Genomic DNA, 26,011 nt, shown 5'->3' with positions numbered 1-26,011 from the left:
AGAATGAAGTTATTTAATTTTGTCGGCATGGCTATGCTCTGCCTTTCTATTACTGGCTTAAAGGCACAGGATCTGAAAGATCTTAGAGCAAAACCAGATACTGTAATTTCTGTACAGAAAGATCAACCTTTAAATATTAAAACCATTCGTCCTGTGGTTCCCAAACTGAACCTAGAAGTAGATTATTGGAAACATTGGACAAAATTTGGGATCAATTTAAATCAGGCATCATTTAATGATAATTGGAAAGGGGGCGGTGTCGGTTCTATTGCTGTTGGGTTGAATGCCAATCATAAATCGGATTATACCAGAGACAATTTCAATTTCGTGACTGAAGTTGATTTACGTTATGGAAAAATAAAGAACACCAATAATATTGCGAAGAAAAATAATGACCGTATATTTTGGGATAATAAGCTTTCCTATAAATTGTCAGCCAATTGGGCTTTGTTTACATCGGTGACCTTTGAGTCTCAATTTGACGCAGGGTATAAGTATAAAACGGTCAATGGTAGGGATACCATTGATTATATAGAAAATGCTTTTATGGCGCCAGCTTATTTGACGGAGTCTTTCGGTCTTGAGTACAAGCCCAGCAATGAGTTCTCGTTACGTTTTGGTACGGGTACTGCTCGTCAGACCTTTATTTTGGATGATCGTGTTAGACCTCGCTCTGGGGAGGGTTTTTTCGCAAAATATGGATATTATAGGGATCCAAACAATCCAAGTGTGGGTACCGGCGAAAGATTCGGTGTAAAGGAAGATCGTACTTTTGCAAATGCATTGGCATTCCAGTTAACCGCGAACTTGGACAAAAACTTCACAGATAAATTGAATGTAAAGGCACGTTATAATCTTTTTGCCGATTATGAGAAACTTTCCGATCCAACGCACCGTTTGGATGTAACCGTAACAGCGAAAGTTACCCGTGTAATCAATGTGAACTTGAATGGTATTATGATTTATGATCCGGATGTGATTTCCAAAGTGCAATTGAGTCAGTCCTTGGCCATGGGAATTGTATATAGTTTACCAAAATAATGATTAGACCTGTGTCAGTAGGAATATTACTGTGCTCATTGCTGTCTTTGGCAAGTTGTAAGTCGAAGGTACAGCCGGCGATTTTGAAACCTTTAATAACATCTGCTGCTTCTCCGGTGGTTTTGGAGCAGCAAATTGTGACGCAGCCGGATACCAGTTTATTGACACCAGAGGAAAGAAAGATCATCTTTTTACAGAAATCCGGAAGCCATTCTTATTGGCGTCAAGAAGAGGCTATTCATTATGATGTACGCAAGCCAAATTTTGTTATTATCCACCACACCGCGCAAGACAGCATCGGTCAGACAATTAAAACTTTTCAGATCCCGAGGACTAAAGTGAGTTCACATTATGTTATCGGCCGAAATGGAGAGATTATACAAATGTTAAATGATTATGTACGCTCTTGGCATGCTGGGGTTGCTAAATGGGGCTCTATCGTAGATATGAACTCATGTTCTATTGGTATTGAGCTGGATAATAATGGTCGAGAACCTTTTCCTGATGCACAAATTAATTCGTTGATGACGGTGCTGGATACCTTGAAATCTCGCTATTTAATACCGACAAATAATTTTATTGGCCATGCTGATATTGCACCGGCAAGGAAGAACGATCCAAGTGTGTTTTTTCCCTGGAAAAAGCTGGCGGAACGGGGTTTTGGAATTTGGTATGATGAAGGGCAGCTTGTCGCCCCCCCAGATGGTTTTAATGCGATAGATGCGCTTAAAATTATCGGGTACGATACGTCTAATCTTAAAGCAGCGATTGTTGCCTTTAAAAGAAAGTTCATTGTAAGAGATACAACTCCTGAGCTGACCATATACGATAAGAGCGTATTGTACAACATTTATAGAAAATATTAAACTTGTACGATCAATCGTTTTTGTTTTATTGTGAATAGATTATATCGTCTTCCAATTCGCTTTTTTTATTCCCAGTTCAAAGAGATAAGCGATCAGCATAACGGCCAGACAGCCGATAAGGTTTAACCATAGAAACGGTATTTTATCCATTAACCAAATACCAATTACGATCACTTCTGAAAGTATGGCGGCAATAAAAACTGCATTGCCCCTGATTTTTCTCATATAGAAGGCTACGATAAAAATACCTAGGATCGTACCATAGAATAACGAACCTAAGATATTGACTGCTTCGAGAAGATTACCTAACCTATTCGCATATAAGGCTACCAGGATAGTAAATATGCCCCAAATCAGTGTAAATAGACGAGACCATAGTAGGTCTTGTTTTTCAGATGATTTGCGGTTAATAAATCTTTTGTAAATATCAATTGTTGTGGTAGAAGACAGTGAGTTAATAGCACTTGCAGTCGATCCCATTGATGCGAGAAAGATAACTGCTATGAGCAACCCGATTAACCCTTTGGGAAATACAGTGGTTACGAAAGAAAGGAACACATAATTATTGTCGTTCGTTTCCGCGCTGGGATTGTTTTTTTTAATCAAGTCTATGGTTCGGTCTTTAACCTGCTGCATTTCCACATTTAATTGGCTCAATGTTGTGCGAGCATGAGCAATACTTTTTTTGTCATCCTGCTCTAAGGCTATATTAAGCTGCTGAACTGCAGATTCACGCGTTTTAAACAATTCGTTATGTTTCTGTTCGAAGATTTTATACTCCGGAGCGTATTTACTTTCCTTGAGGTTTTTGACTTCAACTTGGTTAAAAAAGATAGGCGGCTGATGGAACTGATAATAGGCAAATACAAGTATTCCGATCAGGAGAATTGCAAATTGCATAGGTATCTTCAATAAACCATTCATAATTAATCCCATCCGGCTTTCTTTGATGGAAGCTCCAGTTAAATACCTTCCGACTTGGCTCTGATCTGTTCCAAAATAAGAAAGCTGTAGAAAAAAGCCTCCAATTAACCCTGTCCAAATTGTATAGTTATTGTTCAGATCAAAAGTAAAATCCAGCGCATTTGTTTTACCTGATTTTCCTGCTATATGCAATGCTTTTGAAAGGCCAATATCTTGTGGTAGCAGATGAATAACCAATATCCCAGCGATAAGTAAAGAGGCAAAAATAATGCTCATTTGGAGCAATTGTGTATGGGATACAGCTTTGGTTCCGCCATAAGTTGTATAGATGACAACAAAACTTCCGATGGCCAAGGTGGTCCAGGTCAGGTCAATATGTAGTATGGTCGATATGATCAGCGCAGGAGCAAATATGGTAATACCTGTTGAAATACCGCGTTGAATGAGGAAGAGAATAGCGGTGAGGCCTCTGGTTCTTACATCAAAGCGTTTTTCTAGAAATTCGTAGGCTGTAAATACTTTAAGCTTATGAAAAATAGGGATAAATGTTATGCAGAGGACAATCATGGCCAGAGGTAGGCCGAAATAGAATTGAACGAAACTCATTCCTGAAGAATAAGCTAGTCCGGGTGCAGAAAGGAAAGTAATGGCGCTTGCTTGAGTCGCCATTACTGACAATCCGACGTGATACCAAGGTAAAGAACGATTACCCAGAAGGTATCCATCAATATTTTTTATGCCTCTACTCTTGTAAACGCCATACACAACGATAACAAAGAGTGTCAAAAATAAAACGATCCAATCTGCTGTACTCATGAATAGTTGTTCGTGAAAATGTACAGAAAAAGGATGAATACAAATAGCCAGATAACGACTAACCAATAGAAACGTTTCCAGCTATTCATCGTTGTTATCTATCGGAAGGCTTCTGAGGATAGATAACGCTATTAAAAATAGCTGCAATAACTAATCCGACAGCGGCACCTCCAAAGATGCTTAAAAATGTCTCGTTTGCAGTGAACCCAATTAATGCACCAAATACTACAGCAACTAAAAGAATGATTCCTTTTGCTTTGCCAGCATCAATTGTCGTGCAGCTGTTGTCAATCTGATTTTCCATTATTCTATTATTTTGATTTTGATAACAAATTTACAAATAATCTGTAAGCTCCGGGAATTCCAGCAGGTAATTGTCTGAAAAAAGACAGAGATGTATAAACAAATTTACCTTTTCCATAGGGTGCAACTAGTAATGATCCATTATGCAATGCCTCTCCCGGGTCTTGCATGGTAATAGGTGTACGATATCTTTTATCAATTTCTTCGGCAAAATATAGTCCCCGCTCCTGTACCCAGTGTTCAAAGTCAGCTTCGCTGATTTTGTTTGGGTAATTGAAAATGGGATCGTTTTTATCAAAATGTACTGTTGCTTTTTCGTCCGTTACCCGTCTTCTGCTGATACTAAAAGGAAAGGGACCAAAGTTTTTTGCTATCATTCCGTTATTTACATTGTATTGTTCTAGAACTGTCCCCCCCATTTTCACATACGCAAGTACTTTATTTTGAAGCTGTGCAATCTGTTTATTGACGTTGAATATTCGTACACCAAATATTACGGCGTCATAGGTGGAAAGATCTGCTTTTAACGCCTGCTCGTTACTTAGCACATCAACTTTTATACCAATGGAAACAAGCGATTCAGGAATTAGATCCCCTGCCCCATGAATGTATGCGACGTTCTTTACGTCGTTGATCAGGCTGATGTTGCTCATTTTTATAGCCGCATCTGGGAAATAAACGATATCAGGAATATGGTTGTAATCGATGGACTTTACCTCTTTCAAGCGTTCTTTACTATTAAAAATAAACCCAAGGGTATCTATGGAAGATTGCGTAGCATCGGATGGTTTTATGCTGATTTCCTTTGAGATTATACGTTCATTTTCTTTAAAAGATAAATCAAAAGATACTGGTAAAATTTCCCAGCCTTTTGGTATGTTTGGTTTTACGTGAAATGTAGTAGCGCCTATTTTTCCGTTTTTCTGAAAAGTCAGATTTACTTTGACCGTTCCGGCATTTTGTGTGAGCGCCAGAGAACTCGAACTTTTAGCGGTTAATGGTGGTAGGATTACGATGGGGTTGTAGATTTCACCACGGACAGGGTCGGTATATCTATACTTTATCAGCTGATTGATTGTAATAGGCTGGCCATTGATCCGAATCTCAATAGATACACTTGGAGCATCAGGATTTTCGGGATATCCAGTAAGATTAAAATCACTAATATTAAATTTACCTTTTCCATGCGGTTCCATCAGCCAGTAGGGTTGTGTTGTCCTATCGGCGATGACAAGCATAGTATCCTTTTGCAATCTATTTGTTTTCAATTTATTACGAATGCTATTTCCGTTTAGCTGAGTCAGCTCAACTGTTATATTCGGACGGCGGACAATAATAGAATGATCCACTTTTATCTCCTCTCCCAAGGCATAGGATGAATTCCTAGCAACACTTTCGAACCAAATTCCACCACAAGCAAGAATCAGTTTTTCAACTTCCTTTTTCTTCTGCGTTTTCCAGTACTCATCATCAATTTCATCCAGTATGTTGTATAGTTTGATCAGTTCGTTAATGATCAATTCCGGTTTATCAATTTGATATATCTGATTAATGTGGTCAATTAAGGGTTGGACTTTATTGCCGTTTTTCACTCTTTTCCAAGAAGTTTCTACATCATCCAGTAGTGTCTTTTCCGCAGGTACACCGTCGACGAATTCAAAATATTCAATTGATGAGCCGCGTTGGCTTGCCGACCCGAAGCCTTGACTTTTGTGTGAAGAGCGGCTGTGGGCAGCAATCTCGCCATAAGAGGCTCCTAATAGCGTATTGTAATCTCCAATATCTATTTTTAACTGATCTTCACGAGTATTGTTTTGACCGCCAAAATTTGCGGTATTCCAAAGAAGACGTTTCGCCTGCCAAGGACTTACAAATTGAAGTTGCTCTGAAAATTGATTAGGATCTGCAGCGGCTTTAAAAGCTTCTTGCGCTAGAATAGCGGAAGCTTGATGATGGCCATGGCCACCCCTTGAATCGGGAGGAAAACGTGTAATAATTACATCGGGCCTAAATTTTCTGATGATCCATACGGCCTCTCCAAGAACACGTTTTTTATCCCAAAATTCGAAAGTTTCTTCTGGGGTCTTCGAGAATCCGAAGTCATAGGCAGAGGAAAAAAATTGTTCACCTTTATCAATTTTTCGAGCAGCCAGTAATTCTTGCGTTCGTATCAAGCCAAGTTCAATACCCTGTTCTGTTCCGATCAGATTTTGTCCACCATCGCCTCTAGTTAACGATAAGTAAGCTGTTTTATATTTTTTTTCTTGGGCTAACCATGCAATCAATCGCGTATTTTCGTCATCGGGGTGTGCCGCAAAATAGAGTACCGATCCCAATGTGTTAAGTTTTTCCAGATTAAGTTTTATTTCAGCAGCATCCCACTGTGGGTTTTGTGCTTTAACGCTTGAAGTTGACAAGATACCCGCCAAAATTATGATAACAGAGATAAAAGGTCTTCGCATTTTTAAAGATAAAGATTTTGCTCAACAACAGATTGTTGATTATTGTAATTTTATTGAAAGCCTTTATAATGTTTGATTGATCCATATATATACTATATCGTACAAAGGTTATCATCCTGCTTAGGCTAATACAAAGTGTAGGTTTCAGTTATAGGTAAAAGCGCTGTAAAATCTTAATTATCGATGCTTGAACGAATAATATGGCATAGATAAAAAAAACGGAAATCCCAATCAAGTTGGAATTTCCGTTTAACAATTAAAATATTTTTTCCTGAAACGAATTTTTAGAGAATAGTTATTTTGTCGCTTCGCTCCAAGTGGCAACCTTTAACATAGTAAATATATGTAGAAAATATTGAGTTCTGTCAAATTACTTTAATTAGTTTTCCACATCGCTAAATTTTGTCAACATTTTAGTTTTTGGGAAATGTATACTACATTGTTACTATACGCTTAAGAGACTATAGTGCCACGACACTTATTGTTTAATAGACAGACTGCTATCTTCATACCATCTAAATAACGTCGTAAGATTTGCTTAATTGTTTGGGCAAAGTGAAATTCATATTAATCGCTATACTTCAAACGTTCAAAAAAAACTTAGACACATTAAAGAAAGTTTCAAAATCATACTTTTAAGTAAAAGCTATTTATCAATGGCACCAAGAACACGTTTCATAAATAAATTTAACGCGTCTTTTTTAGAATGACCTTCTTTAATTAATTTATCAACCTCAACTGCTCCATAAAGGTTTGAAATCAATTCACCAAGAACGTCTAGTTCCTCATCTTTCAAGGGAGCCTCTGTTAATGCTTCAAGTGTCTCTATGGTCTCTAGGACGTAGTCCACATCATTTTGCTCGATGAATTCTGTTAAATGCTTAATTACTGGAAGTTTCATTGAATAATTCTACTAATGCGTCCAACTTATTTGTTTGTACTTGATTAACCAATTTACCATTCTTGAAGGCAGCAAAAGTGGGTAAATTATTCACATTTGCCAATTTACGCGATTCAGGAAATTTTTCTGCATCAGCGATTATAAAAGGCACACTTTCATTTTCGCCTGCTAACTTTTTAAATTTTGGTTTCATTATTTTGCAATTACCACACCAGGTAGCGGAATATTGAACCATAACAATATCGTTGCTATTTACAATTTCTTGTAAATTATCATTTTCTAATTCTTGTAACATGATTTTATTATTAAGGTGATTGATGGAAGTCAACAGGAATCAGGAGCGACTCCTGTTGACGAGACTTGTCGTCTTCGTTTTTTGTTAGTGTTTCGCTAAATAATCAGCTACACCTTTTCTATCTGCATTCATGGCATCTTTACCTTCTTCCCAATTTGCAGGACATACTTCACCGAATTTTTGTACGTGTGCATAGGCATCGATCAGACGCAAATATTCTTTCACGTTACGACCTAAAGGCATATCGTTTACCGACTCGTGAAATACACGGCCAGTTTCGTCGATCAAATAGGTTGCTCTGTAAGTGACAGCAGAACCTTGTGCTAATGTGCCGTATTCCGGGTGTTCGACTTCTTGAACATCTAATATTCCCAATATACTTGATAAGTTACGGTTTGTATCTGCTAAGATCGGGTATTCAACACCTTCAATACCGCCGTTATCTTTTGCTGTATTTAACCAGGCGAAGTGCACTTCATTTGTGTCACAAGAAGCACCGATTAAGATTGTATTGCGTTTTTCAAACTCGGCAGCTGCCTCTTGGAAAGCGTGTAACTCAGTAGGACATACGAAAGTGAAGTCTTTTGGATACCAAAATAAGAGCACTTTTTTACCTTCTTTGACTGCTTTTTCAAAAATGTTAATTTGTAAATTATCGCCTAAATAATCGATTGCATCTACTGTAATGTTTGGAAAACTTTTACCTGTAAAACTCATAATATATCTTTCTTTTTTTGTTGTTACAAAGATACGGCAACTACGGTCAAAAAGCGAATTGATTTTGCCAATACACTATCGTCAAAATCTATTTTGACTCGATTCGAACAATAAATTTTTATTATAATAATGATACGTTAATCAAATGATCGGTAGATCGATTGAATACCTTTAAAAAATAAATAGATTAATAATGCGGCAGTTACAAATTTATGAACTCAAATAATTGCAGTTTTGCAAATCAAAACCTACTTTTGCGCTGTTCAATTTAAGAACAGCACAATGCTGGAGGGGTTCCAGAGCGGTCAAATGGGACGGACTGTAAATCCGTTGCTTCGGCTTCGAAGGTTCGAATCCTTCTCCCTCCACATTTTTTCTTTCTCACCAAATTCCATCTTATCGTATAAGTTTTAAGTTTGTTTGCGTGTTAATTATTGCAGATTACATGAAATCTTTTGATGAGGTTTTTGGGTATATCCAACGTCAATGGCATGAATAAAGCTATTCCGTTTAGGTCAAGACTTTTCTAAGGAAAAAAAATCTCTCGATTTGAGACTTACTATTGACTTATTTACAAAATAAGATTAAGTTTGGCTTTTGAAATGGCCCCGTAGTTCAACGGATAGAATAGATGTTTCCTAAACATTTGATAGCAGTTCGATTCTGCTCGGGGCTACACCAAAGAATGCGATGGTATCTATCGCATTTTTTGTTTAATAAGCCTTTTTATTTTGGTGTCAAAATTAAATCGTAATAGAATTGTCAATTTTTAATAATATTTCTATATTAGAATAATCAAATGATAATACAACAATTTTATCATGGGCTTTAATATAGATTGAATGGGAAAATTTTTGGTATGCCAATTTAGAAGGGTATATGCAGCTAATCCTGCTTTTTTTATCTTCTTTTCCATTTGGGTGGTTCTATTGACCTTTTTGGTAGCTTTTGTTCCCAAAGGAGATTCATTTCATTTCATAAACTCACACCACACTTTTTGGGCCGATATCCTCTTTACCATCTATACCTATTTTGGAGATGGTCTCTTTGTTATCGCTGTTTTTATTGCTTACTGTTGTATGCAGCAATGGAATTATGCTCGAGCTATACTTGGTACATATATCTTTTCGGGCGTCATCTGCTGTATGCTAAAAAATCTTTTCCATGCGGGTAGGCCTGCCAGTATATTCTATGGAGATCGAACATTCCATGTTGTCTCTTGGCTGCCTGTAGCCTACATCAATTCGTTTCCTTCAGGCCATACAACTTCAGCCTTTGCTATGTCAGCCACGATAGCGATTGTTTCAAAAAATAAATCTTTTGGGATCATTACCTTTGTTTTCGCGGCACTAACTGCATACTCACGTGTGTATTTGGGACAGCATTTTGTGATAGATGTATGGTTTGGCGCGATGTTGGGCACGGTCACGGCTTGCTTTTATTTGCTCGCAATGCCCTATGTTTTAAAAAGTAAACGCATGTCATTTAGCCTAAGATTTCTCCAGATCAAGTTTTAAATCCAAATGTCGAGCAGCTGCCTCTTCCAAAAATTAGGCGGGGCTTGTTTCTTTAAATAAAGATAGTCGCCCTACCATAAAAAACATGAGTAGTCCGAAGCAGGCAAAAATACCGTAAGAATAGCGCAGGCTAAACACTTCGGCGATATATCCAATTAAAGGTGGCCCCATTAAAAATCCTAGGTAGCTGATGCTTGAAACCATAGCTAAGGCTACGCCAGAAGGTACATTTTTATTTTGTCCGGCAAGGCTATAGATCGAAGGGACATTGCAGGCTACGCCTATACCTACCAACATAAACGCGAGGGTACAGATGATAAATTCAGGGTAAATAACCGAGGTCATCATTCCGATGAACATTAACAGGCCACTGTATTGCAGCGTTCTTTTTCTACCTAATTTGCGGATGACCGCATCGCCAACAAAGCGACCTGTGGCCATCATGATCATAAAAGAAGCGTATCCAACGACAACGAATTTTTCGGGCGCTTGTACGATTTCTTTAAAATATACCCCACTCCAGTCAAACATTGCTCCCTCTGTTGCCATACTGAAAAAGCCAATTATACCAAGTTGAAGTAGTCCGCCTTCTGGTTTAGCGAAGAAACTGCGTTTTTCCTTTTGGGGAGATTTTCCTGGCACCAAATACTTGTGGTTGATTAGCGTATTTCCGATGACAATGATTAATATGAGTAAGAAATGGGAGAGCGTATTCAGTCCAAAGTTCATCGTCAATAAACCGACTAAAGCTCCAGTAAAGCCTGCGATACTCCAAGCGCCGTGAAAAGAGGTCATAATTGATTTTTTGAAAATCTGTTCGGTGGCAACTCCTTGGGTATTAACCGAAATATTACACATATTACCGCTTACCCCGAATAGGAGCAATATGGCCCCCAATTGCCAGGCATTCTGTGCAAACGGTATGGAACATAATACTAGGGCATAGGCAATGGGTACAATGCGTAATACACTAGCGCTACCATATTTTGTGACCAGTTTTCCTGAGAGTGCCATCGTGGCTAGTTGACCAACGGGGAGCATTAATAATATGGTACCTAATTGCCCTTCACTTAAGTTGAGATGTGCTTTAATAATTGGAATGCGACTCGCCCACGATGCAAACGCAATTCCCTGGCAAAAAAAGAAAAGTGAAACCGCGATTCTTATACGATGTCGCTTCTTATAAAGATCTTCTTCTGAGTGAGTTAACGTTGCGTCCATAGTTTCTGATTTGAGGGTGCAAAGTTAAGGATAAGTATTTCATTAAAGAATATATTGAGTCAAAAAATACGTAAACTTTTAGATTTCGAGATAGGTACGTTAATATGCTGCTACTTTATGTCGGTCTAAGCAGAAGATATTTATGTGCGACACATTTGTTTTGACTTATTTTAAACACGATCGGATTAAAAATCTTCTTTATTTCATGGTGGTTTGTTCACTACCTATTTTAACTTTGTATTGGCAAAAAATTATGAGCCTCCTAGATAACATGATAAAGAAACTATTTTTAAGTATACTACTGGCCTATGCTGGAACAGCCTCTGTTGTTGCCCAGCAACCCACATTTCTATCCCATCCGACACTAAGTCCCGATGGTAAAGAATTGGTATTTAGCTATGAAGGCGACCTTTGGAAAGTGGGCAGTCAAGGTGGGGTTGCTGTTCGGCTGACCGGAATGGAAGGAAACGAGATCAATCCGCGCATTTCTCCGGATGGAAAATGGCTGGCATTCTCAGCCAATCAAAATGGTAATATGGATATCTATGTGATGCCGCTGGCGGGTGGAGATATTCGTCAGCTTACTCATCATGATGCTTCGGATGAAGTGGACAGCTGGAGCTGGGATAGTAAATCACTTTATTTTACCTCATCCCGTTATAATAGAATGAGTGCCTTTCAGGTTGCCTTGAATGGTGGAACGGCAACAAGATTGTTTCTCCATATCTTTAATTATATCAGCAATGTGGTGCCCACACCATCAGGCGAATTATTGTTCAATGACAGCTGGGAAGGTTATAGTTCAGTGAACCGCAAACGCTATAAAGGAGCTTTCAATCCAGATATTAAGGCTTATAATCCCAAAACAAAAGTTTTTCACCAGTATACGGATTATATTGGTAAAGATTTTTGGCCGACAGTAGACCAGAAGGGAAATATATATTATGTGTCCGACGAAAGCAATGGTGAGTACAACCTCTATCAAATAGCGGGAAGGACAAAAACTCAATTGACCTCTTTCCCAGAATCGATCAAACGCCCGTTTGTCGCGGCAGATGGTAGTAAAGTCGCATTTGAAAAGGGGTACCAACTTTATATTTACGTTGTCAATGCAAAGAAAACAATGCAGCCTAGCATCGCCCTTAACCGCAACCAGGTCTTAGGAAAGCTGAAGGAGTTTAACATTTCAGGTAACATCAGTAATTTCGACGTTGCTCCGGACGGAAAAAAATTGGCGTTCGTATCCCGTGGGGAATTGTTTGTGTCGGATATCGAAGGAAAGTTTGTTCGTCAGATGCCAAGTCAGGGCGAGCGTATTATGGAAGTTAAATGGCTTAAAGACAGTAAAACATTGCTCTATAACCAAACGTATCTAGGGTATCAAAATTGGTTTTCACGCACAGCAGACGGCAAAGGTGAGGTAAATCAATTGACAAAAGATCTGCGTAACAATCGTGACATTACATTTAATGCAGATAAAACAAAAGCTGTATACTTGAGCGGGCGTGATGAAGTTCGTATACTGGATTTGACAAGTTTGAAAAGCCAGACGGTAGTTAAGGATGAAATCTGGGCGTTTCAAAATTCTTTACCTTCATTTTCTCCGGACGGGAATTATCTTTTGTTCACGGCTATACGCAATTTTGAACAAGATATCTTTGTGCATAATCTGAGAAATGGGCAAACGACAAATTTGACAAATACAGGTGTTACGGAGGCTGCACCATATTGGTCTCCTGATGGCAAATACATTTATTTTGCGAGCAATAGAACCAAACCGTCCTACCCTACCGGTATGCAAAACTCAAGTATTTTTCGGATGGCATTGACCAACTTTGATCAACCTTATCGTAGCACAAAGTTTGATGAATTATTTATAACACCTGAAAAGAAAGATACGACAGTAAATAAAACTGGTGCAACTAAGAAGGAAAATGCTGCTAAGGATAACAAGAAAACTGGTGCCGACAAGGTAAAGTCAACCCCAACACCAACTGCCGAAGTCAAGAAAGCCGTTTTGGTCCAATTGGATTTAGAAGGATTACGTGACCGAATTGAGCAAGTCAGTCCAGCATTTGGAACACAATCTGATCCTTTGGTGATACAAAAGGGAGATAAATCTTATTTGTTCTATTCATCCAATCACGAAGGGAAATATAGTGCATATCGTACCGTATATGAGTTGTTTACTCCATCCAAAACCGAAAAGGTCGCTGATGGAGGCATGGGCCAATTTGTAGAGGCTGCTGGTAAATACTTCGTATTGAGCCGAGGAACAATTCAGAAATATAACCTGGATCTGAATAAACTTGATGCGGTCACAATGAGTTTTAAATTCAATCGGGATCTTGAGAAGGAATTCAGTCAAATGTTTTACGAAACATGGGCCAATCTGGAGGAAAATTACTACGATAGTCACTTTCATGGGGTAGATTGGGTAGCTGTTAAGAAGAGATATGAACAGTATCTTCCAGGGATAAACGATCGGACAGATTTGCGTATCCTATTAAATGATATGTTGGGTGAACTCAATTCTTCGCATTTGGGTTTTAGTTCAATGGGGCAGGAAGAACGTAAACCGTTTGGTTTTGTAACGAATGAAATCGGTGTACTTTATGATTCCACTAACCCCTACAGGGCTAGCTATATTGTCCCAAATGGCCCGGCTGCAAAAAAGGAAGTTGATATTCGAGAGGGGGATGTCCTTGTTGCTATCAACGGAACAAAATTAAACACACAGGCCGACCGAGATAATTATTTCACCTGGCCTTCTTTGGAGGAAGAGATCCAATTGACCCTCGATCGCAAGGGAAAGGAAATCAAGACAAATATTCGCCCGGTATCAAGTGCAGCTTTTAAAGATCTGCTTTATGACCAATGGATTAGAGACAATCGTAGCCGGGTGGACGAGTTGAGCGGGAGCAAGATTGCTTATTCCCATATGAAGAATATGTCTGATAGCGAGTTGCAACGCTTTTTGATTGACATGGCTGAGCAGGAGAACAACAAACAGGGGATTATTTTAGACTTAAGGTATAATACAGGAGGAAATGTTCATGATGAAGTTTTAAGGTTCTTGTCTCAGCGTCCTTACCTAAAATGGCAATATCGTGGCGGTAAGCGTGCACCACAAAGTAATTTTGCACCGGCAGCCAAACCGATTGTCCTGTTAATTAATGAGCAATCTTTGAGCGATGCAGAAATGACCGCAGCGGGCTTTAAGGCATTAAAACTGGGTAAAATCATTGGTAACGAGACCTATCGTTGGATTATTTTTACGTCAGCAAAAGGCTTAGTTGACGGATCAAACTATCGACTTCCTTCTTGGGGATGTTACACCCTGGATGGTCAGGATCTCGAGCAAACTGGAGTTGCACCAGATATCCTTGTGAAAAATACAGTCCAGGATCGGATGGAAAATAAGGATCCGCAATTGGAAAGAGCAATTAAGGAGATCCTAGGTTCTATAAAATAATGCTATTATCCACTAGAATTATTTCATAAAAATGGGCTGTCCAACTTTGTTAAACAGCCTATTCTTTTGCAACGCTTTTTTTTCCTGAATATATTTTTTCGCACCTAGTCATTTGTCGTATTTGCTATTCTTCGCTTTTCATTCTATAATTTAACTCATCTAGTTCTAACGGATGTACTGTGGAGATTAGTAGCTGAATTTAAATGGTTTTTTATTTTTAAGTTTCTGTCTATTAGTTGTTAATGGGTTTTTGAATTTAATTTTGAAATTGCTAATTGTGTTGCATCCTTTCCAAAAAACTAAAGAAGAGATCATATGAAAAAGATTCTTTTAGCGGTAAAAAAGGCTTGATCGGCAGATTGGGATAAGATGACTCCACAGGAGCAAGGCCATTTCTATGGTCAATGTAAGAGGATAGTTGTGGATTTTTCTTAGATGGATGATTAGGAAGTTGTAAATGAAAAAATGAAATCAATGCATTTGGATAAACCGATAGCAATGCAAGTTAGGCGAATGATTATGGGAAAGATGACTGTTTCAAAAACAATGTACAATATAAAGCGGAAGATCAATTAAACTCTAGGACTCTTTATACAGTCCGCATGATCATTACAAATGCATTAGCAATCTCCCTTGAATGTCATAAAAGTGAAAGAAATATTCTTTTCCACTTGACATTTTCTACGGTGAAGCTTACATTTGGATTATCGAATGACTTCGTAGCTCAGTTGGTAGAGCAACAGACTCTTAATCTGTGGGTCCTGAGTTCGAGCCTCAGCGGGGTCACTTTCAAAAAGCCGTTTTACGTGAGTAGGATGGCTTTTTTTGTTTCTAAAACGACGAGATAATTTACTCTTTTCAGTTTTTAGCTTAATATTATTAGTAGCGTGGGAGGTTATAAAATTTGGCTATGAGATCCGCTTATTGAATTTGTCAGCGAATATTTTCTGCTAGGAAAACATAAAACTCTTTAATCTGTTATTAATTCAGGAAATTAATTGCGTAAATTTGTATTTCAGAAGATAAGCTTATGGAAGACAAGAAGATTTCGATATTGTACGTTGATGATGAAGAAAACAATTTGTTTTCTTTTAAAGCGACATTTCGGCTAAAGTATACTGTATTTACCGCCATTAGTGGCGCTGATGCAATCGATATTGTCAAAAACAATCAAATACACGTTATTATTACGGATCAACGTATGCCAGAAATGACTGGGGTAGAGTTTTTAGAGCAGATTATTAAAATTAATGCTGCCCCTATGCGTATCCTTTTGACAGGATATACGGACATGGCTGCTGTTGTTGACGCCGTTAATAAAGGAAAAATCTTTCATTACCTCAATAAGCCTTGGAGTGAAGAGGAGCTTGATCAGACGATTCAGCGCGCTTATGATGTATATGCAGAACGTCAAAAGATTGTAGAGACAAACTCTCAGCTAGAGACTTCTAACGACCAATTGGAGTTTTTGTTACGCCAGAAGCTACTTTCGTAACAATGAGATAAGTTTAGGAAAGTAAGCTTTTAAGCTTTGTTGATGTTTTCTGGCAGTTTGATGATAAGCTTTCCATCGTCTATAATGGTTTGTGAAAGCATTATTTGCTCGGTATGACGACTGTAAAAGTTGTTCCTTGATCGGGTTGTGATTGCACTTCAATTTTTCCCTGGAGCTTCAAAAGTGCATTTTGGACATTGTAGAGTCCAAACCCCATCCCTTTAGCTTGATCACTAGCTCTAAAGAATAGTTTGAATATATCGTCAACATATTCTGGCGATATCCCTATTCCATTGTCGCTCACAACTATTTTGGCTTTACGTTGTGATACCAAAACAGATAGCTTGACGAATTGATTCTCTCGCCCCTTACTTTGATATTTAAAAGCATTAGAAAGAAGATTATGTAAAATGAGCTCAAGAAGTGCCTTGTCTCCATTAAAAGTCTCCTTTTGATCCACTGAAATTTCAAAGGCTACATCTTTGTTTTGCGTATACATGCTGTAAAATTGACGTATATTGCCGAAGAGCTCTTCAAAATTTATCTCGGACAGCAGTAGCTCGCCTCTTCTTAGTAAATAATAGTCACGTAGGCTGTCAATATAGGCGTCTAAACTAACTAATGAACTATCCATTAGCGAGAGCAACTCATGAATTCGGTCTACGCTGTCAAACTCCAGTCCAAGTTTCACAGCGGAAAGAACTCCGGTCAAGGGATCACGAAGATCGTGGCTAACACTATAAGCAAACTTATCTAATTCATCATAAGCCTTTTGTAGCTCGCGATTTTTTACTTCAAGCATGGAGTTTGCAACATAAAATTTATTTGCCTCTTCTATAGCCGAAACAATCTCTTCATTCATCCAGGGTTTACGAACAAATCTAAATATATGTCCTTTATTGACTGCTTCAATTACAGTTTCCATATTGGCGTAAGCTGTTAGAAGGATACGGATTGGCTTTGGAAAGTCTTTTTTTATGCGGTGTAAAAAATCAATGCCCATCTCATCAGGCATGCGTTGATCGCAGAATATGATACGAATATCCGGATGAGTATGAAGTATCTTTTCAGCTTCAGTTGTGTTCGATGCTGTATAGATCGTATAATCGTATCTAAAGTTCGCTTTAAAGCTAACTAAATTGTTGGCTTCATCATCGATATATAGTATTTCAAACTCCCTCTGCATAATTTTATTATATGGTTTTATTCCCTTACAAAAGATATGAAAAAATAATAGTTAATTGACTATTTTAAGTTTATAGTTACACTAATCATTCTGCTGAATTGGAATGATTAGTGTAAAACTTGTACCCTGCCCCACTTTTGAATCTAAAACAATCCGACCATGATGTTTTGCAATAGTATTGTAGGCAATGGACATTCCCAGACCAGTCCCCTCGCCGACGTCTTTCGTTGTAAAAAATGGTTCAAAAATGCGTTCATGAATTTCTTTTGGAATACCAATACCATTATCGGCGATTTTAATAAAAACTGAAGAATCATCGCTATAAACTCCGGTCTCAATATATATTTTTCCACCGATTTCGTGGTTGAATTTTTTATTTACAGCATAAATAGCATTTGTAACAATATTCAGAAATACTTGATTAAGTTTACCTGCATGACATTCTACTTTTGGCATATTTCCATAGATCTTATCAACCTCTATTGTGTTATTCAATAGACTATTGAGAATAACCATCGTTGATTCAAGTCCCTCATTCAGATCGGCAAATTTTAATGTATCCTCATCCACACGTGAAAAAATCCGTAAACTTTTGACTATTTCCGCGGTACGGTGAGCTCCATCGTGCATACCTTTTAATAAAAAATCTACCTCTGTTTTTAAATAATCAATATCTAGATCGTCTTTAAATTTTTTGATCTGAATTTGTTTTTCCGTATCCGATATACCCTCTTTAAAGGCAATACGTTCCACTTCCTCCAGTGTTTCCCAGATCATCTTTATGTCACGTTTTAATGGGGCAACGTTCGATGTGACAAAATTGATAGGGTTATTGATTTCATGGGCAACACCGGCTGTCAACTGACCAAGGGACGCCATCTTTTCAGCCTCAACAAGCTGAGATTGTGTTTCCTTTAGGTGCGTAAGCGTGGTCTGTAGAGACTCGTTAGATTGTGTCAATTCACGTGTTCGCTCATCCACTTTTTGTTCCAACACTATGTTTTGCTCACGTATTAATCTTTCGTTTTCTAATGAAATCGCTAATTCCCTGACTTGTGACGCTTCTTTCTCTTCTTTTAAGATATTGATACTATAAGCGAGACCGAATGATAATAGAGCCATTTCAACAACGGAAGCAATTTGTACCGCATTGCTTGTAAAATCGTTGTACTGTAGGATGCCATAGTCCTTTAGTAAGAATACTACTGAACCCAACAATAAAACCGTCCAACCATAAACAAAATATTTAGCGGGCTTATAGCCTCTTATCATCACACCATAGGATAAGTAAAGGACGAATAAAGACCCTGCTCCAGTTGTTAATTGCATCACTGTAAATGCCAGTTGTGTAAGGTTTAATAGCGTAAGAATTACACCAATGGCAAAGAGGACAATAAAAAAAGTGATCACACGCCGTGATCTAGGAGCATTTTTCGATAATTGGAGGAATGAATCTGCAAAAAGTAAGGCACATAATCCTGATAGACATCCAAAAATAATCGGCCCTTTTGTTGCGAAATATGTCCAATTTGGCCATAAATATTGAAAACTGTAACCTTTAATTCCCATTTGTGTTATTCCTGCACAGAGAACATATAGTACATAATATAGATAGCCCCTCTCCCGAACAGAGAAAAATAAAAATAAATTATATATTGCCATGATGCAGACGATTCCGATATAAATACCGCTTAATAAGCTATCATCATTCATTTCTTTTAAGAAACTTCGTTCGTTACTTAAATAGATTGGTAGAATAATCTGTTCGGTACTCTTAACTCGAATAAAAAATATGGTTTTCTTATTCCCTGTTAATTGAATGTCAAATGCGTAATTGGGTACCTTATATTTTCTAGCCGAAAAAGGGCGATGCTCTCCCAGCTTGATCGATTTATAACTCCCATCTGATGATGGTATAAATAATTCGACCTCGTCAAGAAGAGGATAGGAGATCTCGAGAAGGAGCTCAAGTTTATCTTTGCCCTTATTTATCATCGGCAACCGGAGCCAAATATCAGACGATGATGTACCTAAATTGGGGACTTTGCTGCCCAAAGATTGGAAGGATGAACCCGAAGTGTCTGCAAAATTAGGCTGTCCATTGCCTTCGTAGCGTTCTAGGCCATATCCGATCAATAAACGCTGCGTTGGGTGTTCTATAATTACCTCTCCAAAACAAGGCGAACTATATGTACAGATAAATAGGAAAATTAGATTAAGCCAGCATCTCATCACAATATGCTATTTTTTTGCTTCTGCGATAACTAAATTCATAGAGACAAGGAAGCAGCCCGCTTCGTCAGCTTGATCCAATGCTTTTTGAAATTCCTCCATCTCGGCGGTGCTCAATTGTTCTTTTTCGACCATTTCTAGAAGGATTTTATCTAAAAATAGATACCGGTTAGCTTCTTCTTTCGAGCGAGTAACCATACAAAATGTTTGCAATTCTACGTGTTTAAAACCTTGATTTAATAGATCAGAGGTTAATTTATTTCCGGCCCAGCCATTATTAACTTTTTCATCGGTCAAATAATGGCATATTTTTGCCTCAATACCGACGTGTTTACTATAAAATGTCAGACTATTCCAGATGGTCTCAACGATAACCAGCGGTTTACCCTCGATCAAAACACGGTGAACCTCGGCAAACATTTTTTGTGCCTCCAATAGATGTTGTACAACGCGTTCCATTCTAATACCGGAGATGGAATTGTCTGGAAAGCTAAGTTTGTAAACCTCACCTTGAACGAAGTCCACATTTTTTATGTTTGCAGCGCTTGATTTCGCATGCTCAATTAGGTTGTTATCATGATCTAAACCAACGACTAGTACGTTATCACCCAGCATGTTCGCCAAGTTGATGGCATCCATCCCAGTGCCACAACCAAGATCGACAACCACACCCTCTTTAATCGAATTAAAAGGAGTGTATGAATGTATTTTCAATTGTTTAAGAAAATCACCGGTATCCATCAAGTATCCGGCATTATAATGCTTATTGTCCATCACAAAATATTTAAATTACGATCATCTGGCCTATGGTCTAATGATGTATGTTTCAGATTTTTAATAATCTCATTTAGATCCCATTGATTCAAATTCGGAATATCAATTTGATAATGGATTTCAATTTCTTTATTCCGCAAAGTTTCTATGCGGACAATATTGGAATTATTACGAAGGGAAAGAATTGCATCTTTGTTTTCTTGATCGGCTTCGGTTAGGGTTTCTAGGTTTCGCATAATCATCACAGTTGCCAGCAGGTCTAGCTTAGGATAATAAAATGTACCATTATTTCCAACACTGGTGTCGATCCGGTAGCCAACACTTTCTGCCAATTTCACTGTATAAGGAGCGCATAAAGCAAATAGCGATTTAATGCCGACCTGTGTACTGATTGCAGCGCCAGCCCGTGTTAAAAATATGCTACCAATGCCGTATCCAGCAATCTCTCGCGAGTTCCATAGCCCACAACCTTCACCTGTTCCCTGTTGCGCATACTCATAAACTAGGTCTAAAATTTTAGCATCCATGGATCCGGTTGCTTGTTCAATCGGAAGAGGTTCGCTACCACCAGATACGTGTATGCGTACTCCTCCGTAGACTTTGTCGCCATCAAGGGATTCTACGATCAGGACGAATGATGCTGGATTATACATCCAGTCATTTTTGGAGGAAGTCACCTTCTTTACGCCTATAGCAGTTAATACATGCGCGTGTCCTTCTATGAAACGTTCACAGGTTTGGGGATCGTCAATAGCCCGAAATGCTCTTAGTCTTACTACTGGACGTCCTTCGTTGAATAATAATGCCACCGAATGCTTGATTTATCGTTTAAACGCAAATCTAATCAATTAAATGCAAAGCTGTTTATTCTTCAAATAATTTATATCTTAAAGAAATTATTTGCACCTTTTAATGATGAAATTATTTGATTTTTTTCATCTACAAAAGGAAATATTGCCATTTTAACTGATTTCATCGAAAATATTTTATTGTCTTGTTAAATTATATTTTTGACATCATAATGTCCATCTAACAACATTAATGTTTCTGCAGGGTATTTTTATAAATCTGACCATCTTTCATAATTACCAAAAAGTTTTTATCTGGATCTGCCAACAGCTTTAGATCCTTGATCGGGTCGCCATCAACCAGAATGAGATCTGCCAGAGCTCCTTCCTCAACAGTTCCTAGCTTGCCGGGATATGGACTTCTTAATCCTGAAAGCTGTAGAAGTTCGCCATTATCGTGTGTAACCATTTTAATGATTTCAGCATTTGTAAACCACTTTTGAAGTCGCAATATAAAAGCATTCTGCAATTTATTCAGATCAGGTTCAAAAAGGAAATCTGTACCCCAGGCTAGTTTTACGCCATATTTTTTAGCCATGGGCCACACTTTTTCCTGACCTTCTATGACAGGTTTACGCTTAATTCTTCGTTGCGGATCCATATCGGGTGTGTCTTCTACAAGATTTTGTAAGCTTAGCCAAATATTGTTTTTTGCGATTAGCTGCAACGTTTCTTCGTCAAGCAATTGTCCATGTTCAATACATCTTACACCAGCTTCGATCGCTCTTTGAATCGCTCGTGGTGTATATGCATGTACGGTCACATAAGTTCCCCAATCCTCTGCGGCTTCCACTGCTGCCTTCATCTCGTCGAGGGTATATTGAGTTACATCTACTGGATCGTACGCAGAAGAAGTACCTCCGCCTGCCATTATTTTAATTTGACTCGCTCCAAATCTTAAATTTTCTCTCACTGCAGTCAATACTTCGGCACGCCCGTCGGCGATAAATGTGGCACCATATCGTTCTGCACGAGAGACTACTCCAAAAAAGCGGCGTGATTTTTCTTCAGGAGTACGAAAGTCCCCATGCCCCGCCGTCTGGCTTATCGTAGCCCCAGATGGCCATATCCTAGGTCCCAAAAGTTTGCCCTTATCAATGGCAGCTTTTAACGGGAATATTGGACCACCGACATCACGTATGCTTGTAAAACCACGCATTAACATCTGTTGAGCCGAACTGCCTACTGTATTGAACAAGAATTCTTCCGATAAGTCATTTGTCATCATCTGTGGCATTGTCAAAGCGCCAAATACCAGATGTACATGGGCATCAATCAAACCCGGCATGAGTGTTTTGCCCTTACCGTCAATTCGAATGACATCCTTATCTTTCGCTTTAATAGGAGACGCGCTTATGTGTTGAATGGTGCTGCCTTCTATTAAAACATACCTTGGCGAAGTTAGCATTTGACTCGTAAAGTCAATCAGTTTGACATTTTCTATTAAAACCGGCTTCTCCTGACCTTGGATAGCTTGTAGAAATACTATACAAAGAAATAAAGTTAGTAATTGACTTGGACGCATAGTATGAAGAATTACGGTGATATATAATATGACAAATAAATTTTGATTTCAACGAACTGATGTCAGCTCAAAATGTATCTTCTAAGTTAAACTATAAATTTAATATATTTTAGATGTTTCTTCATAAATTTTTTCTCGACTCCTTTTTTTGGATAAATAGAAGCCAATAATACTAGCATTCATTAAAAAAGAGTTAATTTTATTCCATTATGATGTATAAAAAAATCATTCGAAGTCATTTAAGTGGTGTAATTCCGAAGATCAGTACTAAAAAAGAGCTGTTCACCTTTTCTTTCTTGCTCGGTTTATCAGCCTATCTCTTCCTGATCGTTTTTCAACCATTTGGAACGTACAATTTTGATCATATCCATAAATTTGTTTTGTTATCCGGATATGGTGCAATATTATCTGCAGCATATGTACTAGTTTCTATTGCCTTACGTAAAATCGAAACTATTGCGATGGAGTTGTTTCGTATTACTCTGGTACTATTAGTAACAATTTTTTTTAATTTCATATATCATGGTTGGATTATTAATGGTGCTCCTCTACAATGGGATAACTTTCCTTATATTGGATTGTATACACTGTCACTTTATAGTCCAATTGGAACAATTTATTTTTTGCTTCGAATAAATAGATATAGTCCACATCCTATACAAAATAATCCGCTGAATGTTGGAATTCCGATAAATTTGGATGCGCAATCAAGTCAAGGGAATGATTGTCATTCTTTGACATTGGTCAGTATTCCAAATGGAAGCCAAACATTAACATTGAAGCCGGATGATTTTATTTTCGCAAAATCGATGGACAATTATTGCATGATCTATTTCAGAAAAGAGGATACACTTAAGAAGCAAATGATACGAATAACATTAACGCAATTGTCTCAGATTCTAAATACGGGGGCTATCCACCGGTGTCACCGATCATATCTAGTCAACTTTGAAAAAATATTGGTAAACGAAAGAAATGCACAAGGTTTTTTGTTACGTTTTGCAGATGTTGACGATTTCGCCATCGTTGCAAGGTCTGCCATTGAATCCGTTCGACCCTATCTATAACCAACAGCCAGCTGCGCTATTGTCAATCATCCCTAAAACTTGCCATACACCACATAATTTTGTGTATTCCTAAACTGGAGCATAATTTCGCTTTAAAAAAAGTTGAAAACTAAAAATTTAAACCTGCTCCTACTATTTCTTTTTTTCGGAATATATTTTATTCTTGATTATTTGTTCTTTTCAACACTGCAATCAACTCTAATTAACTATATTCCTAGCCGGTTTTTAGGGCATGTGTGCACTTATTCTATAAGCGTTTTACCACTATTTTTGGGAGCAATGCTGCTTAAGCCAAAAGAATCAGATAAAATCTTCACAAAATTCGGGTTAAATGGTTCTTTTCTACAAGGGATTTCTTTTGGATTAATGACAACCTTACCTATGTTCTTGGGTTACGCCTATATTTTTACCATAAATCGCAAAATAGATCCAAACACGCTATTAATAAATAGTGTATCTTCAGGATTCTTTGAAGAGATCATCTTTCGTGCCTATTTTTTTGGTTTAGTTTTTCGCTATACCCGACTTGGGTTCATTCCATCCATTTTTGCGACGTCATTCCTCTTTGCCTTACTGCACCTTTATCAGAGTCAGGATTTGGTTGAATTGGTTTTGATATTTGGCGTTACGTTCTTCGGCGGTATCCTTTTTTCGTGGTTGTATGTCGAATGGAAGTTCAATCTATGGATCCCGATCGCACTTCATATTTTTATGAATTCAGGCTGGATGATTTTTGATGTTGCTGACAATGCCGCTGGAAATGTATGGAGCAATTTCTTTCGTTTTTTTACTGTTTTTATGGCGATTGTATGGACGATCTTGCATGAGCGGAAAACGAATGCTGGTCTACAGGTCAAGTTGAGAAATTTATGGCTGAACAGTTAATTGGATATCTCATTTCAAAGGGCGTTTGTGGCTTTACATGTGTTGTTGCAAAATGACCCTCTTTAAGATCATTTGACCATTAGTTGTGGACAAAATAGCTGCTTTGGTGGCCCCAAACTCTTAAATAATCCCTGAAAACCAGTATTTTTTTTGGCATAAGATTGGCTAACTTGATGTTTATGAATAGACTGTTATTTTTGCCACTATTGCTCTTGATCGGATCAATCTTAGCCATTGGAACATTGAGTTGTGATCGCACTACAAAGGATAAAGGCACAGGTGCAAAAGATTCATCTATAGTTAAATTAGTAGCTGTAAAGGATACGATCACTCTTGCGCAATTCCCTCCTTTGCCAATTGATTATGAAAAGACGAAGGTTTTAAAAAACAGCTATGTGGTTGATCGGTCAGGCGTTGAACTTCATCAGGGGCCTGATCAGTCTGCGCCGGTATTGGGAAAATATCCCTATGGTACCAAACTCGATGTTATTGCTGAAGAAGGGGATTGGGTTGCTGTAATGGATCGCATTCAACGGGATTATAAAGGAGCACGAGGTGAGAAGGGGGATGTGACGCGATGGGAAAAGGTATATGTCGCAAAGTCGAAGCTGGGAAAACAAGACCAAATTACAATATCACCAAAAGATTTAAACTTAATCGTTTCTATTACGATAAATGGTCGAGAAACCTATTATGAAAAAGGACATTCTTTAGATGAATATCTCCGGTTAGAATTGATCGATGAGCAAACATTTTCTGCAGCTCGTAAAACTTCGAAAGACTACTTGATAAAGGATACCATGTCTTATTTTAAAAATGGGAAGGTATTGGAACTGCCTTTGAAAAATGGGGAAAAACTAATATTTAGGGATAAGGGTGTCGATAGTGAATTGGAAGAGCAGTATTCGTATAAGGGGCATTATGATTTTCTAAATGCTTATGCAGTGGAAGGGAATTATTGGGAAAGTTCTGATGTACGCCTTTTTGATAAACAGGACGGTCATTTAATTGTGGAGTGTGGTGCCTCTCCCTTCTTTTCATCGGATAAAAATTACCTCATGACTTTGCTGGCTGATCCTTATGAATCCACGGGCGACTTACAACTCTTCCACGTGAAACAAGGTAAGGTTTCACCAATGCTTTTTGTCAGGTTTAAGGAGTGGATGCCAACTTGGAAGGAGGAACTGATATTTTGGGGGAAAGATGGTTGCATCTATACCGTTGCTAACCATATCAATGGTTATTGGGGGGATGAGGGTGCTTTAAATGAAAAAGCACAGTTTATTAGAATCAGCATATTACCGCAGTAGAAAATAGTTAAGCCCTACTTTTATTGACCGGAATACTTAGATAGTATTATTTTTCTGTTCACTAAAACTATTCTAACCTGTACCTGTTGTATTCATAAAATTAGATTATAGTTTGTAATTTAGCTGGATGAAATTAAGAATATTATCATTA

General features: G+C 38.0%; 20 protein-coding genes and 3 tRNA genes. 11 read left to right on the top strand and 12 right to left on the bottom strand.

Features of this window, described 5'->3' with window-relative positions; translation table 11 throughout:
- The first annotated feature begins 3 nt into the window (after positions 1-3).
- The gene (locus VXM68_RS05060) at positions 4-1,041 is read left to right on the top strand and encodes a DUF3078 domain-containing protein (protein WP_294185645.1); all 1,038 of its coding nucleotides are present in this window, start codon (positions 4-6) and stop codon (positions 1,039-1,041) included.
- 83 nt (positions 1,042-1,124) lie between these two features.
- The gene (locus tag VXM68_RS05055; RefSeq protein WP_367210622.1) at positions 1,125-1,907 is read left to right on the top strand and encodes an N-acetylmuramoyl-L-alanine amidase; all 783 of its coding nucleotides are present in this window, start codon (positions 1,125-1,127) and stop codon (positions 1,905-1,907) included.
- Between the two features lie 39 nt (positions 1,908-1,946).
- On the opposite strand, the gene VXM68_RS05050 is transcribed toward VXM68_RS05055, so the two are convergent.
- From VXM68_RS05050 to VXM68_RS05025, 6 genes are all read right to left on the bottom strand, one after another.
- The gene (locus tag VXM68_RS05050) at positions 1,947-3,647 is read right to left on the bottom strand and encodes a sodium:solute symporter (RefSeq protein ID WP_367210621.1); all 1,701 of its coding nucleotides are present in this window, start codon (positions 3,645-3,647) and stop codon (positions 1,947-1,949) included.
- Between the two features lie 94 nt (positions 3,648-3,741).
- Entirely contained in the window at positions 3,742-3,951 is a 210-nt protein-coding gene (locus tag VXM68_RS05045) for a hypothetical protein (protein WP_293955852.1), read from the bottom strand.
- 7 nt (positions 3,952-3,958) lie between these two features.
- The gene (locus VXM68_RS05040; RefSeq protein WP_294185648.1) at positions 3,959-6,412 is read right to left on the bottom strand and encodes a PIG-L family deacetylase; all 2,454 of its coding nucleotides are present in this window, start codon (positions 6,410-6,412) and stop codon (positions 3,959-3,961) included.
- 646 nt (positions 6,413-7,058) lie between these two features.
- Positions 7,059-7,313 carry a hypothetical protein gene (locus VXM68_RS05035; RefSeq protein ID WP_209576910.1) on the bottom strand — a complete coding sequence of 85 codons (255 nt, stop codon included), beginning with the start codon at positions 7,311-7,313 and terminating at the stop codon, positions 7,059-7,061.
- Entirely contained in the window at positions 7,294-7,608 is a 315-nt protein-coding gene (locus VXM68_RS05030; protein ID WP_293955850.1) for a co-chaperone YbbN, read from the bottom strand. The genes VXM68_RS05035 and VXM68_RS05030 overlap by 20 nt, the downstream gene beginning before the upstream one ends.
- An 84-nt stretch (positions 7,609-7,692) precedes the next feature.
- Entirely contained in the window at positions 7,693-8,325 is a 633-nt protein-coding gene (locus tag VXM68_RS05025; protein WP_293955849.1) for a peroxiredoxin, read from the bottom strand.
- 287 nt (positions 8,326-8,612) lie between these two features.
- Here VXM68_RS05025 and VXM68_RS05020 point away from each other — a divergent pair.
- The 3 genes from VXM68_RS05020 to VXM68_RS05010 all read left to right on the top strand — a co-directional run bounded on the left by VXM68_RS05020 (position 8,613) and on the right by VXM68_RS05010 (position 9,842).
- Positions 8,613-8,693 (top strand) — tRNA-Tyr (locus tag VXM68_RS05020).
- A 236-nt stretch (positions 8,694-8,929) separates the two neighbouring features.
- Positions 8,930-9,001, top strand: a tRNA-Arg gene (locus VXM68_RS05015).
- Positions 9,002-9,167: 166 nt separating this feature from the next.
- A complete protein-coding gene (locus VXM68_RS05010; protein WP_367210619.1) occupies positions 9,168-9,842 on the top strand; it encodes a phosphatase PAP2 family protein in 675 nt (224 codons plus the stop codon).
- Positions 9,843-9,875: 33 nt separating this feature from the next.
- Here VXM68_RS05010 and VXM68_RS05005 read toward each other — a convergent pair whose 3' ends face one another.
- On the bottom strand, positions 9,876-11,063 hold the full coding sequence (locus tag VXM68_RS05005) for an MFS transporter (RefSeq protein ID WP_367210618.1): 1,188 nt from the start codon (positions 11,061-11,063) through the stop codon (positions 9,876-9,878).
- Between the two features lie 271 nt (positions 11,064-11,334).
- Here VXM68_RS05005 and VXM68_RS05000 point away from each other — a divergent pair, with 271 nt between their 5' ends.
- From VXM68_RS05000 to VXM68_RS04990, 3 genes are all read left to right on the top strand, one after another.
- Complete coding sequence (locus tag VXM68_RS05000) at positions 11,335-14,538, top strand: S41 family peptidase (protein WP_367210617.1); 3,204 nt, start codon at positions 11,335-11,337, stop codon at positions 14,536-14,538.
- 713 nt (positions 14,539-15,251) lie between these two features.
- Positions 15,252-15,324 (top strand) — tRNA-Lys (locus tag VXM68_RS04995).
- Between the two features lie 244 nt (positions 15,325-15,568).
- Complete coding sequence (locus tag VXM68_RS04990; protein WP_367210616.1) at positions 15,569-16,033, top strand: response regulator; 465 nt, start codon at positions 15,569-15,571, stop codon at positions 16,031-16,033.
- Between the two features lie 100 nt (positions 16,034-16,133).
- Here VXM68_RS04990 and VXM68_RS04985 read toward each other — a convergent pair whose 3' ends face one another.
- The 5 genes from VXM68_RS04985 to VXM68_RS04965 all read right to left on the bottom strand — a co-directional run bounded on the left by VXM68_RS04985 (position 16,134) and on the right by VXM68_RS04965 (position 22,598).
- Positions 16,134-17,219: a hybrid sensor histidine kinase/response regulator gene (locus tag VXM68_RS04985; protein ID WP_293955845.1), complete on the bottom strand. Its 1,086-nt coding sequence runs from the start codon at positions 17,217-17,219 to the stop codon at positions 16,134-16,136.
- Between the two features lie 81 nt (positions 17,220-17,300).
- On the bottom strand, positions 17,301-19,451 hold the full coding sequence (locus VXM68_RS04980; protein WP_367210615.1) for a 7TM diverse intracellular signaling domain-containing protein: 2,151 nt from the start codon (positions 19,449-19,451) through the stop codon (positions 17,301-17,303).
- 9 nt (positions 19,452-19,460) lie between these two features.
- The gene (locus VXM68_RS04975; protein ID WP_367210614.1) at positions 19,461-20,225 is read right to left on the bottom strand and encodes a methyltransferase domain-containing protein; all 765 of its coding nucleotides are present in this window, start codon (positions 20,223-20,225) and stop codon (positions 19,461-19,463) included.
- Positions 20,225-21,034 (bottom strand): hypothetical protein, encoded by an 810-nt coding sequence (locus tag VXM68_RS04970; protein ID WP_367210613.1) that lies wholly within the window; start codon positions 21,032-21,034, stop codon positions 20,225-20,227. Before VXM68_RS04970 ends, VXM68_RS04975 begins: the two co-directional genes overlap by 1 nt.
- Positions 21,035-21,263: 229 nt before the next feature.
- A complete protein-coding gene (locus VXM68_RS04965) occupies positions 21,264-22,598 on the bottom strand; it encodes an amidohydrolase family protein (protein WP_367210612.1) in 1,335 nt (444 codons plus the stop codon).
- A gap of 209 nt (positions 22,599-22,807) precedes the next feature.
- On the opposite strand from VXM68_RS04965, the gene VXM68_RS04960 reads away from it, so the two are divergent.
- From VXM68_RS04960 to VXM68_RS04950, 3 genes are all read left to right on the top strand, one after another.
- Positions 22,808-23,665: a LytTR family transcriptional regulator DNA-binding domain-containing protein gene (locus VXM68_RS04960; protein WP_367210611.1), complete on the top strand. Its 858-nt coding sequence runs from the start codon at positions 22,808-22,810 to the stop codon at positions 23,663-23,665.
- A 279-nt stretch (positions 23,666-23,944) separates the two neighbouring features.
- Entirely contained in the window at positions 23,945-24,550 is a 606-nt protein-coding gene (locus VXM68_RS04955; RefSeq protein WP_367210610.1) for a lysostaphin resistance A-like protein, read from the top strand.
- Between the two features lie 179 nt (positions 24,551-24,729).
- The gene (locus VXM68_RS04950; RefSeq protein ID WP_367210609.1) at positions 24,730-25,860 is read left to right on the top strand and encodes an SH3 domain-containing protein; all 1,131 of its coding nucleotides are present in this window, start codon (positions 24,730-24,732) and stop codon (positions 25,858-25,860) included.
- The last annotated feature ends 151 nt before the right edge of the window (positions 25,861-26,011 follow it).

Origin of the sequence: Sphingobacterium sp. R2, from assembly GCF_040760075.1 — a bacterium.
In the GTDB taxonomy this organism is placed as follows: domain Bacteria; phylum Bacteroidota; class Bacteroidia; order Sphingobacteriales; family Sphingobacteriaceae; genus Sphingobacterium.
Note: the sequence above shows the minus strand (reverse complement) of the source record. Positions and strands in the feature narration are given on the sequence as shown.